A 14,834-nucleotide genomic window follows, 5' to 3' on the forward strand; every position below is an offset into this window, starting at 1 on the left:
GACAATAAAAAACAGCCTCGTGACGAGGCTGTTTTTTATTAAAATCCATCGTTAAACCATGGATTTTTTATATTTTAGTACTTGAAGTTCACAGACAATACCGCACTGCGACCTTCCGCTTCAGTTGCATAGTGTGATGAATATGCTTTAGTGAAATAACGCTTATCAGATAAGTTGTTTACATTAAGCTGTAAATCAACATTTTTATTCACGTTATAACGTGCCATTGCATCATAGCGAACATAACCTGGAACCCACTTGGTATTCGTGGCATTACCATAGACTTTATCCATTGCGACAGCACCAGCACCCAATGTTAAATCTGGTAAGACTTGGTATGTCGTCCAAAGCGTAGCGCTATTTTTTGCAACGTTTTGTACTTGATTACCATTACTTGGATTTGCTTGGTAAACAGGGGCTGTCGTACTACCTACATTGGTGTAACCACCATCGACAAGTTCGCTGTCTAAATAGGTGTAACCCGCAGAAACAGCCCATTTTTCAGTAATATTTCCGTTTACGCCAAGCTCAATACCATCAACGCGTGTTTCGCCGATATTTTTAGTGGTGCCATCTTCAGCTGTAGCACGAGTATTGGTTTTTTCAGTACGGAAAATTGCTGCTGTGAGGTTTAATTTATCATTAAGAACATCCCACTTTGTTCCTAATTCATATGTTTTAACTTCTTCAGGTTTTAGGTTTTTAATTGCAGCAGTAATCCCTTCTGAACCATCACCACCGTCTACGCCCACAGGATTTGCTGAAGTTGCATAGCTGACATAGATAGAACCATTTTCCACTGGTTTAAAGGTTAAACCAGCTTGGTAGTTAAAGAAATCTTTGTTGTTTTCAATAGTAACTTGATCACCAGCTTTAGCTGTGATTTTTGTATTATTTAGACCTGTCACGGCATTATTGCGTGCACCATAAGTCATGGTTTGTTTAGTTTCAAATTTATCCCAACGAACACCTAAGTCCAAAAGCCATTGTGGGCTTAACTCGATATTATCTAGGAAATAAACAGATTGGTTTTTGCTACGAATATTGTAACGATCAGCACCATCAGTACTTATATGATCTGTCCACGGAACATTACTTGGATTCTGCACTGACGTGCACCAACCAGAAGCAATTGCAGTAGCGTTACACGTATTATTTGCGCTTCCTGTTGAATCTAAGCCGTTTAAAATATATTGAGTACGATCAGTTTTTTGATCGCTATACTCAACACCTGTATTAAAACGGTGTTTAAATGCACCTGTATCAAACTTACCTGTTAGAGCAAGTTGATCTGTAAAGCCGTCCGTATCTGCAACACGAGAGTTCGTACGTCTCCAAACTGAGCCATCTAAAGCACCCGTAGTCTTGTTATAGAAATTACCCTTAGAATCATCTGGATTAGTCCACAGATAATCATTCTTAGATTTTGTGTAAACAGCTGTATTACTCAGCGTTAGGTTGTCGGTTAAATCATGCTCTAATTTGAATGTACCAAACTGATTTTCTTGTTTTTGGAAATCACGATCTTTCCAACCATAGTAACTGCCTTGTTGAACATCAATTGGTTTGCCATTCCCATTCAAATGAGTAAAATCTTTTTTAGGATCAGCATTTGAAGAAAATGGATTGTTATATGGAATACCAGAATCTGGAATATCATCGGTTTTAAGGTAGTAATAACTCAAGGTACCGCGAGTTGCTGTATCTAAACCAAAGGTAATACTTGGTGCAATACCTGCACGTTTATATTCAGCACCATCATGTTGTCCCGCTTTTTCGTTTTGATGACCCATGACCACCACACGAGCTGCGACACCATTATTAAAATCTTTGTTTCCGTCTAAGGTAATACGTGCATAATTATCTGTACCTCCTGAGATCGAGCCTTCTAAAGCATCACCTTTTTTAGCTACTTTAGAAATCATGTTAATGCTACCGCCAGAAGTACCTGCACCACCTAAAGCAGAGGCAGAACCCTTTGTAACTTCAACTTGTTCAACTGCAAACATCTCACGGTTTTGTGATGTTGAGTTACGAATGCCATCTACATACATTGAGCTTTCTGAGTTATAGCCACGAATGAAAGGGCGGTCGCCGTTTGGATTACCACCTTCACCAGCACCTAAAGTAATACCAGGAATCGTACGTAAAGCATCAGAAAGACTTGTAACTTGAGTATCTGCAATAAGCTGCTTTGAAATAACAGAAACAGATTTTGGTGTATCTAAAAGAGGAACGACAAATTTGCTATTTGAGGATTGGTCTACTTTAAGACCTTGTTCTTGTTCTGCTTGGGTATGAATTGTTGGGAGTTGTACTGGCTGATCTTGAGCGATGGCTGGTACTGCAATCACGGAGAGTGAAGATGCGATTGCGGAAGATACTAATTTCTTACGTGATTTGATAAAAGACATAATCGTTCACACAGATATGAGAAAAATTTTGAGAATAATAATGATTCTTAATCATAATTTCAATTTATAACTGAATTATTTGTCGGATAGGGGCTTTGTTGCACAAACATTCAAAGACTAAACTTGTCCCAAGTTATCCAAATTTAAGTGACTACTTGGGTGTGAGGTCGCCCCAACTCCGTAAATTTATTTAATACTGCCACACGTGCATGAATCTCATTGACTTGGTTATGAAAATGCCTTGCACTAAGCCTATCACCCAATAGTTTGATGCAGTGCATCTTGGTTTCTAGCAAACTTCGGCGATGATAGTTTGATCATTTTTTCCATAGTGTCCTGCCTAAATGTTTAACTGTTCGAAGTCATTCGTTTCGCTCTAGCGAGCTGGTCTTTATATCTTTCCATGGTTTCGTATTTTTTCTAGTTGGAATCACCGCATGTGCTTGCCGATCTGCAATGGCCTGACGGCATTGCTTGGTGTCATAAGTCTGTTTATAGTTCAATTTCAATTCGGTTGTTAACAAATAAAGCTTTGTGTGGATAACTTGGTACTTATCAACAATCAATAAACAAGTTCACTAAATCTGCTACAATTGCGCCAATTTCGAATTCTCACTTTTCAGTTATGGTACATATCGAGTCATGTGTACGTAACTGTGTACATATTGAAGATTTTTCTCATGAGTTTTAAAGACGAATTAGCGGCACAGGTTGCCCAACGACGTACCTTTGCGATCATTTCCCACCCCGATGCGGGTAAAACCACGATGACCGAAAAACTTCTGTTATGGGGTAAAGCTATTCAGGTTGCTGGAATGGTTAAAAGTCGTAAGTCGGATCGTGCAGCGACATCTGACTGGATGGAAATGGAAAAAGAACGTGGAATCTCGATTACCACGTCTGTGATGCAGTTCCCTTATAAAAACCATACGATTAACTTACTGGACACACCAGGACATGAAGACTTCTCGGAAGATACCTATCGTACTTTGACCGCAGTGGATTCTGCATTAATGGTCATCGATGGTGCTAAGGGTGTCGAAGAACGTACGATTAAATTAATGGAAGTGTGTCGTATGCGTGACACACCGATCATTTCCTTCGTTAACAAAATGGACCGTGAAATTCGCGAGCCTCTAGAATTGCTTGACGAAATTGAAAATGTTTTAAATATTCGCTGTGTCCCAATTACATGGCCTCTAGGTATGGGGCGTGACTTTGCAGGGGTTTATAATCTACTTGAAAACAAGTTATATGTTTATAAAGCAGGTTTTGGCTCGACGATTACGGACATTGAGGTGCGTGATGGTTATGATCATGCTGATATTCGTGAAAAAGTGGGTGAGTTAGCTTGGGCTTCTTTTGAAGAATCACTTGAGTTAGTTCAAATGGCCAATGAACCACTTGATCGTGAATTATTTTTACAAGGTAAACAAACGCCTGTACTTTTTGGTACTGCTTTAGGAAACTTTGCAGTAGATCATGTGCTTGATGCATTTATCAATTGGGCACCAGAACCGAAAGCACATCCAACACAAGAACGTACAGTAGATGCCAATGAAGAGGGTTTCACTGGTTTTGTTTTTAAAATTCAAGCCAATATGGATCCGAAACATCGTGACCGTATTGCCTTTATGCGTATTTGCTCAGGTAAATATGAAAAAGGTTTGAAAATGAATCATGTGCGTATCGGTAAAGATGTACGTATTAGCGATGCATTAACCTTCCTTGCGGGCGAACGCGAACATTTGGAAGAAGCTTGGCCTGGAGACATTATTGGTTTGCATAACCACGGTACCATCCAGATCGGTGATACATTTACCAGCGGTGAAAAACTTCATTTCACGGGTATTCCACACTTTGCACCTGAAATGTTCCGCCGAGTTCGTTTACGTGATCCTCTTAAATCTAAGCAATTGCAAAAAGGTTTGAAAGAATTATCTGAAGAAGGTGCAACACAGGTATTTATGCCTCAAATTAGTAATGACTTGATCGTTGGTGCAGTCGGTGTGTTACAGTTTGATGTGGTCGCTTATCGTTTGAAAGAAGAATATAAAGTTGACTGTATTTATGAGCCTGTCAGTGTTCATACGGTACGTTGGGTTCATTGTGATGATGAAAAAATTCTGAATGAGTTCAAGAAAAAAGCGCATGATCAGTTATCGGTAGATGGCGGCGGTCATCTGACTTATCTTGCGCCAAGCCGTGTAAACTTGCAGTTAATGCAAGAACGCTGGCCAGATATTCAGTTCCGTAACACGCGAGAACACTAAAAATATACAAAAACAGCTTCTAAATTAGAGGCTGTTTTTAATTGAACGATCTAAAAAAGGAGGATGAGATGAATACTTTAAAACCACTTTTTGCTGTCAGTATAATGATTGGAATGATGGCTTTAACGGCATGCGATTATCCTAAAAAAAATGAGACGGATACAGCTCAAAACAAAAATCAAATATCAACGCATACTGAAAAAGCTGAAGTCCTACCATACCTCAATATGCAAGAAGCTAAAGCGGATTATGCCTTACCGTTCTGTGAAAAGAAGAACTGTATTGATGTCGATATTCAAACCATTAAAACCCAAGATGCGTGGCTTAACACATGGATTGCAAAAAATCAGGCCAATGTGATTCAACAACAAATTGAGCAGAACAAGAATTTAACCTTACAGCACGCCGTGAATGCTTATGTGAAAAAGTCAGATGAATGGCAAGATAAGTATTCTAAAAATAAAGCGTATGAGCTGCGCTTAACGACACGTATTGCTTCACAGCGTAATCAGTATGTGTTGTTGCAAATTGGCGTTGATACACAGCAAGAAGATATTGCGGTTAAAGACAGATTTTACTTTTTCGTTGCTGATCGTAAGTTACAAAAAAATCTAACCGTACTCGATGTGATACAGAAAAATCAGCAAAATGAATTAAATAATATTATTCAAGCACATTATCAACAATGGATTGAAAAACAAAGTACAGAAGTGAAGAAACAAGTTCCTAAAAAACTGTATTGGGGGCAGGCAGATTGGTTCTTCGATGGGGAAGGAATCGGCTTGCATTATCGTGCCAATGAAATAAGTAAAGATGCACCGCAGTTAGATATTTATTTAACGACCGAACAAAGCAAACGGATGCTACAACCTGAAATTTATCAGCAAATGTTTTAATCTACTTGCTTGAGTTTCGTATAGAAATTGCATGCGCTTATAGCGGTTTTGCTTTAACTTCGATAGCATTTAAAAATCTTGTGTAATAACAATACTGATAGGTTTTAAATGAAAGCATTTTATAAATATAGCATTCTTGCAGGTGCCATTTTGCTTGCTGCTTGCCAGCCGAAATCAGAGCCGAAAGAATCACAGGATAAACCGACAGATCCGCCAGTGGTACAGCAAACTGCTGAGCCAATTCTGCGTGATGAAACCGTGAAATTGCAGGTAAATTTACCTGAATGTAAAGGCAATACCTGTCCAGATTTTAGCGTTGAACGATTACAAAGTAATTTCCCGTTCATTGACCAGTTACTGGATCAACAGATTCTCGATCAACTGAGTAAAATGCTCGATGTCGTTGATGCTGATGCTTCAGCAGCATCTACAGCAAAAACGACTGAGCAAAAAATAGGTTTAGATGCTCAGGCACAAGCCTATGCTAATGCGTTTGTTAAGATTGATGAAGAGTTAAAAGCGCTCAGTAGTAGTCATCAGATCAGTTTGATGATTAAGCCTAAAATTTTACAATCGAAAGGCAAGCTAGCAACTGTAGTGTTAAATAGCAGCAGTTATTTGGGTGGAGCACATGGTTCAACCTCTCAACGTTACTATAACTTTGATTTAGCGAACCAAAAACAGATTCAATTGCATGACCTATTATTACCGAAGCAAAAAGCAACTCTAGACAAATTGGCGCATGACGCATTTAAAGCGTGGATTGTCGATTCAAAACTCGCAACAGATCCGAAAGAATATGAACAGGCTTGGCCATTCCAAGTCACCGATAATTTCTTATTGGGTGAGCAGGGGTTAATTCTACAGTATGGTGAATATGAGATTGGTCCTTATGTCGTCGGTTTGCCGCGGTTAGTGATTCCATTTACTGAATTGCAGGGTGTTTTAAAACCTGAATATCTACCAAAAATTGATACGCCAGCAGCATCTACTCCTGCTGCAAGTACGCCAAGTCAAAGTTAATGCAACTGTTCGATACCCATACCCATTTTGATGTTGCCGATTTTGATCTTGATCGGCAACATCTGGCTGAGCAAGCAAAACGGGTTGGGGTCGATGCTTTGGTGTTGATTGGTTTTGTTGAATCCCGATTCGATGACCTGATTCAAACTCATCAACAATTACAATATTGGGAAAATGTGCCAAGCTCTTATCTTGCCCCAGGCTTGCATCCTTTTTATATCGAACAACATCAGCCAGAACATTTACAGCGGCTTGAGCAAGTCTTAGAACAGCATGACTGTGTGGCTATAGGTGAAATTGGTTTAGATACTTTTTTAAAACAACATAAACAGCCCGAAATGTTTGCCAAGCAACAATATTATTTTATTGAGCAACTTGTATTGGCAACACAATATCAAAAACCAGTGTTATTACATATCCGTAAGGCACATGCAGAAACCCTTGCCATTTTAAAAGCACAAAAATTCAAATTGGGTGGCATTGCCCATGCGTTTAGTGGTGGAGTCGAAGAAGCCAAGGCATTGGTTAAACTGGGCTTTAAAATTGGGGTGACAGGACAAATCACCAATCCAAATGCCAAAAAACTGCATCAAGTAGTGCAGGCGATTGGCAGTGAAAATTTGGTGATTGAAACAGATTGTCCAGATATGACGCCGTTGTGTTGCCAAACTTCGACCGAGCATCGCACCCGCAATACGCCTGTGAATTTACCTTATGTATTAGGAGGGGTAAGCCAAGTTCTCAATATGGAATCTGAAAAATTAGCTCAAAGGCTATGGGAGAATAGTTTACATGCTTTAAATCTGTCCGTTAATCATAAGGGTATTTAAGGTGAATGGCTAAATCATCGGCATTGAAAATAGTATCTAATAAGTCGACTCGTTGTTTTAAATTGAAATTTTCATTTAGATAGCGAGTATTTTGCCATAGTGGAAATCTCTTTTTTAGATTATGTGCAACACAATAATTGCCCACCATATTTAATGCTAAACTAATAAATAAATTTCGGATATCAATGGCTTTTTGAGAAAAATCATTTTGTGCTAAATAATTTAAAGCCTGATTGTACTCAGACCAGTTCGTTGTTTTGTATCGGCTTTTTGATTCTGTATTCATCTAACATGTATGGGGATGAAATTTATTTATACAACAAAGCCGCTTGATGTTGTTCAATCCATTGTAAAAATTCAGGATGATGTAGATCAAATTCGGCAAGAAATTGATCAAACTCCTCACCAGAGAACTCATTTTTCCAGTCAGTAAATCTTAAAAAATCTTGTTGTAATGACATCATGTCTATATCTAGTAAGCTCTTGTTTTTATAGTATATAGCATGTTGTTTTATATCTTACAATGAATGAAGTTGAAAAAATATTCTTTCATTACACTCAAATAAACTCTTGCTATAATATTGTGAAAATACTCCCTGTTGCTTGTAATGATGACCGACTTATTAATTCCAAATGACGAATATGACCGCCGTTTTGCTGGTGTGGCCAAAATTTATGGAGATCGTGCATTTTCGCATTATGAACACAGTCATGTCATGGTGATTGGGATTGGTGGTGTTGGCAGTTGGGCGGTTGAGGCACTGGCACGTACAGGGATTGGTGAATTGACTTTGGTCGATATGGATGTGGTAGCAGCATCAAATATTAACCGTCAATTGCCAGCGATGAGCTCAACACTCGGACAAGAAAAAATTGAAGTGATGGCGGAGCGTTGTCGCCAAATCAATCCACGCATGAAAGTAAACGTGATTGATGATTATCTGACGCCTGATAATGTTAAAGAGATTCTAAACCCAGTGCCAAGAATTGTTTTGGATTGTATTGATGACGTCAAAGCTAAACTTGCCTTGATGCTACATTGTCGTTTTAACAAAATTCCGTTGATTGTTTCAGGTGGTGCGGGTGGCAAACTCGACCCACTGAAGATTCGCGTGGCAGATTTGTCCAAGACCGAACAAGATCCAATGTTGGCAAAGTTACGCACGCAACTGCGTTCAAAAGGTATTTGTAAAAAACCAAAAGAGAAATTTGGAATCACTTGCGTGTATTCGATTGATAATCCATTTTCCAGTGCAGATGTATGTCCAAGTGCGGGTCTGCGCTGTGGTGGCTATGGTTCTGCGGTGGTGGTGACTTCAAGCTTTGCGATGGTGGCGGTGGCTGAAGTGCTGAAAAAATTAGATGCTAAAAAGCCTAAAACATAATCTTCGTTTAGGCTTTGATTCAGTCTTTTATTAACCAAGACGGTAATAAGTATAAGTGACGTTTTTGTCTTTATAAACGTCATAGCTAGTCTGCTTAAAATCAGAAACCCATTGTGAGCCTGTAAAACCAGCAATATGACCATACACATGTTTTTTGGTGCGATGAATAATATAAATATCACCTGGCATTGGGTTATCAAAAGCAGGGTCAATTTGCTTATAGCCAATCTTTTGTAGCGTTCCACCCCAATCTGAGGCAGCTATAGGATATTGTGCAATTTTTGCGCCCGCTGTTTGTAATGCGATGCGAATTGATTTGGCGCACTTTGCTGAACTATGAAATGAGGAAACACGAGAAAGTTTATCTGAAAACTTCTGTAAGTTAATTTGCTGCGAATTCTTGGATAATGCGTATGGTGGTGTAATATCTGCGGGAGTTTCTCTGAGCATAATGACTGCATTTTGAGTCTGTGCATGCATCATCGAATCTAATGAGGGTGCATCATAAATCATAGTTCAATCTCAACCAATCCTAAAACAACTTTGAAACGGTCGCCAAATTCCGTGGCTCGCAGATATTAAGCGATAAATCTTAAAAAAACTTATTTGCAATGTAATAACGTAACTTTTTGAGGGTGTTGTGAGGAAATTAGCGTAAAAATCACATAAATAATCTTTTTATTATCATGAATTTAGTTGTTAATTAGTTTGAATAAAATGATTTGTAAGATTATATTTCTTTTTTGATTGGAAAATATACGCAAGCACTGATTCAAAGAAACAAAGCTTTGTGATTTTCAAAATAATAAACTATTGTTTATTAAAGTGAAAAATCGAAAAAATAACAAGTGATACGTCCAGCAAAAGCAACAGATATCAAGCAAATAGTAGAGTTAATTCAGCCATATATAAAAGATTTTGCACTGAATGTAGAGGGTGAAGCAAAATTCAGCCAAGATATGATTAAGAAATTACTTGAAATGCAAAGCATTGAATATTTTGTTTTCGAGGAGGAGTTGTCCATTATTGGTGTGATTGCTTATAAACAACCTTCTCATTTGATTCATTTTTTTGTTAATCAGAATTCACAACAGCAAGGAATCGGTCGTCAGCTTTGGATGTTTTTAGAAGATAAACTTTCTCAGCAACATTCAAAAATTACTGTGAATTCTAGTTGTTATGCGCAGCCCATTTATGAAAATTTCGGATTTACAGTCACTTCAACAGTGATTGAAAATGGCGGATTACGCTATATTCCGATGTGTAAACGTTATGCGTAGAACATCAAATTAACTTTGATGTTCTCGAACGTAATCTTCAGTACGTTGCATCGCTGTTTGGATATTGATGATTGCATTTTCAATATCAGCAATCGTTTTGGCATTTCCACCACTGAGGGCCTGACGCCATTTACGTGCGCCTGGTAGATTTTGAAATAAACCTAGAATATGGCGAGTGATAATGGAAAGGGGAGCACCTTCAGCAACGCGTTGATGAATATAAGGCATCATGTGCTGCATGATCTCAAAACGATTAGGTGCTTCCAAATTCCAAAGTTCACCCATCTCCGCCAATAAGTACGGATTATGATATGCCTCACGACCAATCATGACTCCATCAACATGCTGTAAATGTTGTTGTGTTTCTTCAAAGGTCTTGATACCGCCATTAATCTCAATGGTTAGATGTGGGCGTTCTTGCTTTAAGCGATAGACATCTTCATAGCGTAATGGTGGAACTTCGCGATTCTCTTTCGGCGATAAGCCCTGCAAGATCGCAATACGTGCATGTACAATAAAATGTGTGCAGCCTGTTGATGCCACCGTATCAACAAAATGCAGCATTTCTTCGTAAGATTGCATGTCATCGATCCCGATACGATGCTTTACAGTTACAGGAATCGATACTACTTTTTGCATACTATGAATACATTCTGCAACTAAATTGGGTTCGGCCATTAAGCAAGCCCCAATTTTATTGTTTTGCACGCGATCACTTGGACAGCCGACATTGAGATTAACTTCGTTATAACCCCAGTCTTCGGCCATTTTGGTGCAGGTAGCAAGTTCTTGTGGATTTGAGCCGCCGAGTTGTAGCACAATCGGATGCTCTTGCTGATTGAAATCGAGATGCCGATTAGCACCACCGTAAATAATCGCGCCTGTAGTGACCATCTCGGTATACAGCACGACATTGGGATTAAATAAGCGAGCAAAGAAACGATAGTCTTTTGTGGTCCAATCCATCATGGGTGCAACACTGATGCGAGGTTCTTTAGTGCTTTCAATGGTTTTGTTGATATTCATATTAAAAAACATACCTTTACAGTGTTGCGTATTTTGGACTATTTCGATTTTTTACGCCTCATTTCGCACCATTATTTTTGAAATTTACGCCAAATTACGCCATTATGGTCTTGGAAAAGAGATAAGGCGTAAATTATGGGAACAATTTCACAACGCAAATTGGCGGATGGAACAATACGTTTTCGTGCTGAAATTAGAATAAGCCGTAAAGGCCTTGCAAATTTCAAAGAGAGTAAAACGTTTAGTTCAATGCGACTTGCCCAAAAATGGTTAGCAATGCGTGAAGAGGAAATCGAAGAAAATCCAGAGATTTTATTAGGCAGATCGGATGTGACCAACATCACTTTAGCCAATGCCATAGAGAAATATCTTGATGAAGTTGGCAATGAATATGGTCGTACTAAAACCTACTGTCTTCGCCTAATTCAGAAATTTCCAATAGCGCAGCATATTATCACAAAAATAAAACCAGCAGATATTTCTGATCATGTTGCTTTACGCAAGAATGGGTATGACAAACTGGATTTAAAGCCAATTGCAACTAGCACCTTACAACATGAGCTATTACATATTCGTGGTGTGTTGTCCCATGCTTCGGTCATGTGGGATGTGAATGTGGATTTGGCTGGTTTTGATAAGGCTACAGCTCAATTAAGAAAAACAAGGCAAATTTCCTCCAGTGGTAAGCGTGACAGATTGCCGACCACGGCGGAGTTAAAAAAACTGACCGAGTACTTTTATCGAAAATGGCAGAACCCTGTATATAGTTATCCCATGCACTTGATCATGTGGTTTGCTATATTTTCATGCCGACGTGAGGCAGAAATCACAGAGATGCTCTTGGCTGATCATGATGTGGATAATGAAGTTTGGAAAGTCAGAGACCTAAAGAATCCCAAGGGCTCCAAAGGAAATCATAAAGAGTTTAATGTACTTGAACCCTGTCAAAAGATGATTGAGCTTTTGCAGCGTAAAGATGTCAGGAAACGTATGCTTAAAAGGGGATACGATAAGGATTTATTGATACCACTTAGCCCTAGAACCATAGGGGGCGAGTTTAGAAATGCCTGTAAATTACTGGGTATTGAAGATTTACGATTTCATGATTTAAGGCACGAGGGATGTACACGTCTTGCGGAACAAGGGTTTACCATTCCCCAGATTCAGCAAGTAAGCCTGCATGATTCGTGGGGAAGTTTGGAAAGGTATGTATCAGTGAAAAAAAGGAAAAAGACAATAGAGTTAGATGAAATGTTACCCCTCATTGGTGAATAGTAACATGGTCTTGATTAGCATATTTATATTGTAGATCTAGGATATGAGCTAGATCTTTGATATGGACAAAGTACGGAGCTTTTTGGCTCTTATCTAGTCGGAAGCAAGAAAATGGGAAATCCTGATTTCTTGCTTTTTCTAACATTTTTACTTTACTGAGATGAGGGTAGTAATCCTTGACTACGTCATCTAGTTTAACTGTTGTGCTGCGGTAGCGCATAAATAAGTAATCAGATGTGGAAAGTTGTAGAGCAGTGCCATTCATGATTTGATTTCTATCATTTCGGTTGATGTGCTCACTGTAGATTTAATGGAATTTAAAAAGTAGAGTGATGCTTATATAATATATAATTTGCGTATCATGCTATTTAATATACTGTTATTTAAAGGATCAATATTTAGTGGATTTTGACATTGTTCCAGACCTGAATGATTTAGAACAAGAAATACTTATTACATTTAAGTATTGGTATGATTGTGATTTTGAGGCTGATATTACGCATCCCTCATATGTAGCAGCTAGAGATAACATCATATTGAGAATGCAGCAAAATGATTTCTTAAAGAATCCACTTAGAGTGACAGTAATCTCACAGTTTCCAAATGACCCTAGTTTTAAACCAAGTCAAATATATGATTTTTTTATAAAAATAGATTTATTGAAAAGTGAAAAAAGTAGTTTATCTATAAGGGAATGTAAGAAACGATTTTCTGAACTTTTAATGGCATATGTAGAAGTAATGGGTGCTTATCATTGTTGTCGTAATGCTAGATTAGAAAGAAAAGTTGGTGCAATTCGTGCTGTAAGAGCACGCTACGATAAAAAATTATTACCTAGGCGTGAAATTTTATATAGAGTTTTACGTGGGCAATGTGCCTTAAATGGTCATAAATGGAAGAGCTTGAATCAGGCAGTAGCTGCAATAAATCCAATATTGATAAAAGAATATGAAAAATTTGATGTTGATTGGGTGAGAGCATTAATTAAGGAAAAAGAAGAGGATTTGATAGAAGTATTAAGCGAAGGTTACAAGCGACGTAAAGTTTTATCTGAAAAAAAAGCTAAGCAAGTAAAAGAATTACGAGAAGAAATTGGAAATTTGAGAAGTATTCTAAACTCGGAACAACCTTCAGTTATGTTAAAGAAATTTGGTTACAATATGCCATATAACAATACTGACTACATGGACGAAACAATTATCCACGAGTTAAGAAAAAATCATGATTTATTGCAAGAAATTTTAATCTCAAAAAAATAGAGTTAAACGTTATACCTTTGAAGGAGGGGCGCTTACTTGAGCGCTGCTTTTAGTCCAGCATAAATAATTGGATAGCTCGTTTATTCCTCAGAGATTCTTCACATAAAGTCACTTAGATCGCTTTGTACTTTTTAATCATTCTTAATTAGGAATCTGTTCTGACTCGCAAAGAGTTAGGCAGCTTACCTTAAAAATCTTCAAACAGTATTTCCTCTTAGTCCAAATAATTGAACAGTTGTGCTCAATTTTTGGAACTAATGCTCGCTTTGAAATTGTGAATAATTTTATGATTTTTTAATTTTTAAAATATGAATTTTATGATAAAAATTACTGAATAATATCTATAGCTAATGCTTTGAAAGTAACAAAATATGGGGTTTTCATGTCTTATAATCATAATTTAGTAAAGATAGAAAAAGAAGATTTATTTTTATTGCTAAGGATTAGATATAAGAAAAATTATAAAGATATCCAACTGGAAGGAATGTGTGACCAATCTCCATTGTTTTTGGAAACAATAGAGATGATACAGAACTACGATGCTTGGCTTTCGACGCTTAAGTTTGGGAAAATAGCAACATGGGAGACGTATGAAAGAATGGCTTCCTCAAACAGGGAACGCATCAATCAAGCAATACTCAACCTATGCTATAAGTCGCAGCTTTTACCAGAATGGAATGGTTTAGAAATACCTGCTCTAAGGAAAGTTATTGAATATTCAACAGATGTATTTTCGAAAGTTGGGTTTGAAGAAAAGAAAGAGAGTAATTTGGCTAAGCTGTTCAATGATTACTGTTGGCATAAGCAAGTTTTTATTGATGATAGAGATCTTAGTGTACAAACCAGACTTGATGAGAGTCTGATCAGAAGCTATTTCTCTATACATGAGGTTTTGCAGCCAGAAATAAGAAAAGATAAATCTGTTGACTATAAATTTAGCCTGTCTAAGACAGAGGTAGAGGATTTTAAATATTTTAATAATGCAATTGAACGGTTAGGAAAGTTATACATCCTTTGTTTGGATATCGGGCTTTACGAATCTTCCTCTAATCAACAGGATTACCTAGGGCTTGTTGAGAATTAACAAAGGCTACTAATTAATTTATAATAGTACTATGGATAGATACATACTTACTGATGCCCAATGGGCAAAAATGGAACCTTTTTGCCTAG

General features: G+C 37.7%; 15 protein-coding genes and 1 pseudogene. 9 read left to right on the forward strand and 7 right to left on the reverse strand.

The features are described 5' to 3' along the window. Positions 1-74 precede the first annotated feature (74 nt). Together CDG56_RS11975 and CDG56_RS17335 are read right to left on the reverse strand one after the other, a co-directional pair. A complete protein-coding gene (locus tag CDG56_RS11975) occupies positions 75-2,414 on the reverse strand; it encodes a TonB-dependent receptor (RefSeq protein ID WP_087547987.1) in 2,340 nt (779 codons plus the stop codon). 143 nt (positions 2,415-2,557) lie between these two features. Continuing rightward, positions 2,558-2,899 (reverse strand): annotated as a pseudogene (locus tag CDG56_RS17335) (transposase); the annotation flags it as partial. Positions 2,900-3,094: 195 nt separating this feature from the next. Between CDG56_RS17335 and CDG56_RS11985 the strand changes: the two are divergent. The 4 genes from CDG56_RS11985 to CDG56_RS12000 all read left to right on the forward strand — a co-directional run bounded on the left by CDG56_RS11985 (position 3,095) and on the right by CDG56_RS12000 (position 7,436). After that, the gene (locus tag CDG56_RS11985) at positions 3,095-4,687 is read left to right on the forward strand and encodes a peptide chain release factor 3 (RefSeq protein WP_087547988.1); all 1,593 of its coding nucleotides are present in this window, start codon (positions 3,095-3,097) and stop codon (positions 4,685-4,687) included. Between the two features lie 68 nt (positions 4,688-4,755). After that, positions 4,756-5,583, forward strand: coding sequence for a hypothetical protein (locus CDG56_RS11990; protein WP_087547989.1), 828 nt, complete (start codon positions 4,756-4,758; stop codon positions 5,581-5,583). Between the two features lie 108 nt (positions 5,584-5,691). Beyond that, positions 5,692-6,606, forward strand: coding sequence for an RsiV family protein (locus CDG56_RS11995; protein WP_087547990.1), 915 nt, complete (start codon positions 5,692-5,694; stop codon positions 6,604-6,606). Next, complete coding sequence (locus CDG56_RS12000) at positions 6,606-7,436, forward strand: TatD family hydrolase (protein WP_087547991.1); 831 nt, start codon at positions 6,606-6,608, stop codon at positions 7,434-7,436. The genes CDG56_RS11995 and CDG56_RS12000 overlap by 1 nt, the downstream gene beginning before the upstream one ends. Here the strand turns inward: CDG56_RS12000 and CDG56_RS12005 are convergent. After that, complete coding sequence (locus CDG56_RS12005) at positions 7,417-7,722, reverse strand: hypothetical protein (RefSeq protein WP_087547992.1); 306 nt, start codon at positions 7,720-7,722, stop codon at positions 7,417-7,419. The genes CDG56_RS12000 and CDG56_RS12005 overlap by 20 nt on opposite strands. 22 nt (positions 7,723-7,744) lie before the next feature. Next, complete coding sequence (locus CDG56_RS17090; RefSeq protein ID WP_171295157.1) at positions 7,745-7,900, reverse strand: hypothetical protein; 156 nt, start codon at positions 7,898-7,900, stop codon at positions 7,745-7,747. A gap of 147 nt (positions 7,901-8,047) precedes the next feature. On the opposite strand from CDG56_RS17090, the gene CDG56_RS12010 reads away from it, so the two are divergent. After that, positions 8,048-8,821, forward strand: a complete 774-nt coding sequence (locus CDG56_RS12010; protein WP_087547993.1) for a ThiF family adenylyltransferase — start codon at positions 8,048-8,050, stop codon at positions 8,819-8,821. A 30-nt stretch (positions 8,822-8,851) separates the two neighbouring features. Here CDG56_RS12010 and CDG56_RS12015 read toward each other — a convergent pair whose 3' ends face one another. After that, positions 8,852-9,334 carry a CHAP domain-containing protein gene (locus CDG56_RS12015; RefSeq protein ID WP_087542852.1) on the reverse strand — a complete coding sequence of 161 codons (483 nt, stop codon included), beginning with the start codon at positions 9,332-9,334 and terminating at the stop codon, positions 8,852-8,854. 335 nt (positions 9,335-9,669) lie between these two features. Here CDG56_RS12015 and CDG56_RS12020 point away from each other — a divergent pair, with 335 nt between their 5' ends. Then, a complete protein-coding gene (locus CDG56_RS12020; protein ID WP_087547994.1) occupies positions 9,670-10,101 on the forward strand; it encodes a GNAT family N-acetyltransferase in 432 nt (143 codons plus the stop codon). A 9-nt stretch (positions 10,102-10,110) separates the two neighbouring features. Here the strand turns inward: CDG56_RS12020 and dusA are convergent, their stop codons facing one another. Beyond that, entirely contained in the window at positions 10,111-11,127 is a 1,017-nt protein-coding gene (gene dusA / locus CDG56_RS12025; protein WP_087547995.1) for a tRNA dihydrouridine(20/20a) synthase DusA, read from the reverse strand. A 135-nt stretch (positions 11,128-11,262) separates the two neighbouring features. On the opposite strand from dusA, the gene xerC reads away from it, so the two are divergent. Continuing rightward, positions 11,263-12,402, forward strand: a complete 1,140-nt coding sequence (gene xerC, locus CDG56_RS12030; protein WP_004804402.1) for a tyrosine recombinase XerC — start codon at positions 11,263-11,265, stop codon at positions 12,400-12,402. On the opposite strand, the gene CDG56_RS12035 is transcribed toward xerC, so the two are convergent. After that, on the reverse strand, positions 12,389-12,667 hold the full coding sequence (locus tag CDG56_RS12035; protein ID WP_004804403.1) for a pyocin activator PrtN family protein: 279 nt from the start codon (positions 12,665-12,667) through the stop codon (positions 12,389-12,391). The genes xerC and CDG56_RS12035 overlap by 14 nt on opposite strands. 136 nt (positions 12,668-12,803) lie before the next feature. Between CDG56_RS12035 and CDG56_RS12040 the strand changes: the two genes are divergently transcribed. Together CDG56_RS12040 and CDG56_RS12045 are read left to right on the forward strand one after the other, a co-directional pair. Further along, positions 12,804-13,661, forward strand: coding sequence for a hypothetical protein (locus tag CDG56_RS12040; protein ID WP_087547996.1), 858 nt, complete (start codon positions 12,804-12,806; stop codon positions 13,659-13,661). 382 nt (positions 13,662-14,043) lie between these two features. Beyond that, a complete protein-coding gene (locus CDG56_RS12045) occupies positions 14,044-14,745 on the forward strand; it encodes a hypothetical protein (protein WP_087547997.1) in 702 nt (233 codons plus the stop codon). The last annotated feature ends 89 nt before the right edge of the window (positions 14,746-14,834 follow it).

The sequence above is a fragment of the Acinetobacter sp. WCHA39 genome (assembly GCF_002165385.1).
Lineage (GTDB): Bacteria > Pseudomonadota > Gammaproteobacteria > Pseudomonadales > Moraxellaceae > Acinetobacter.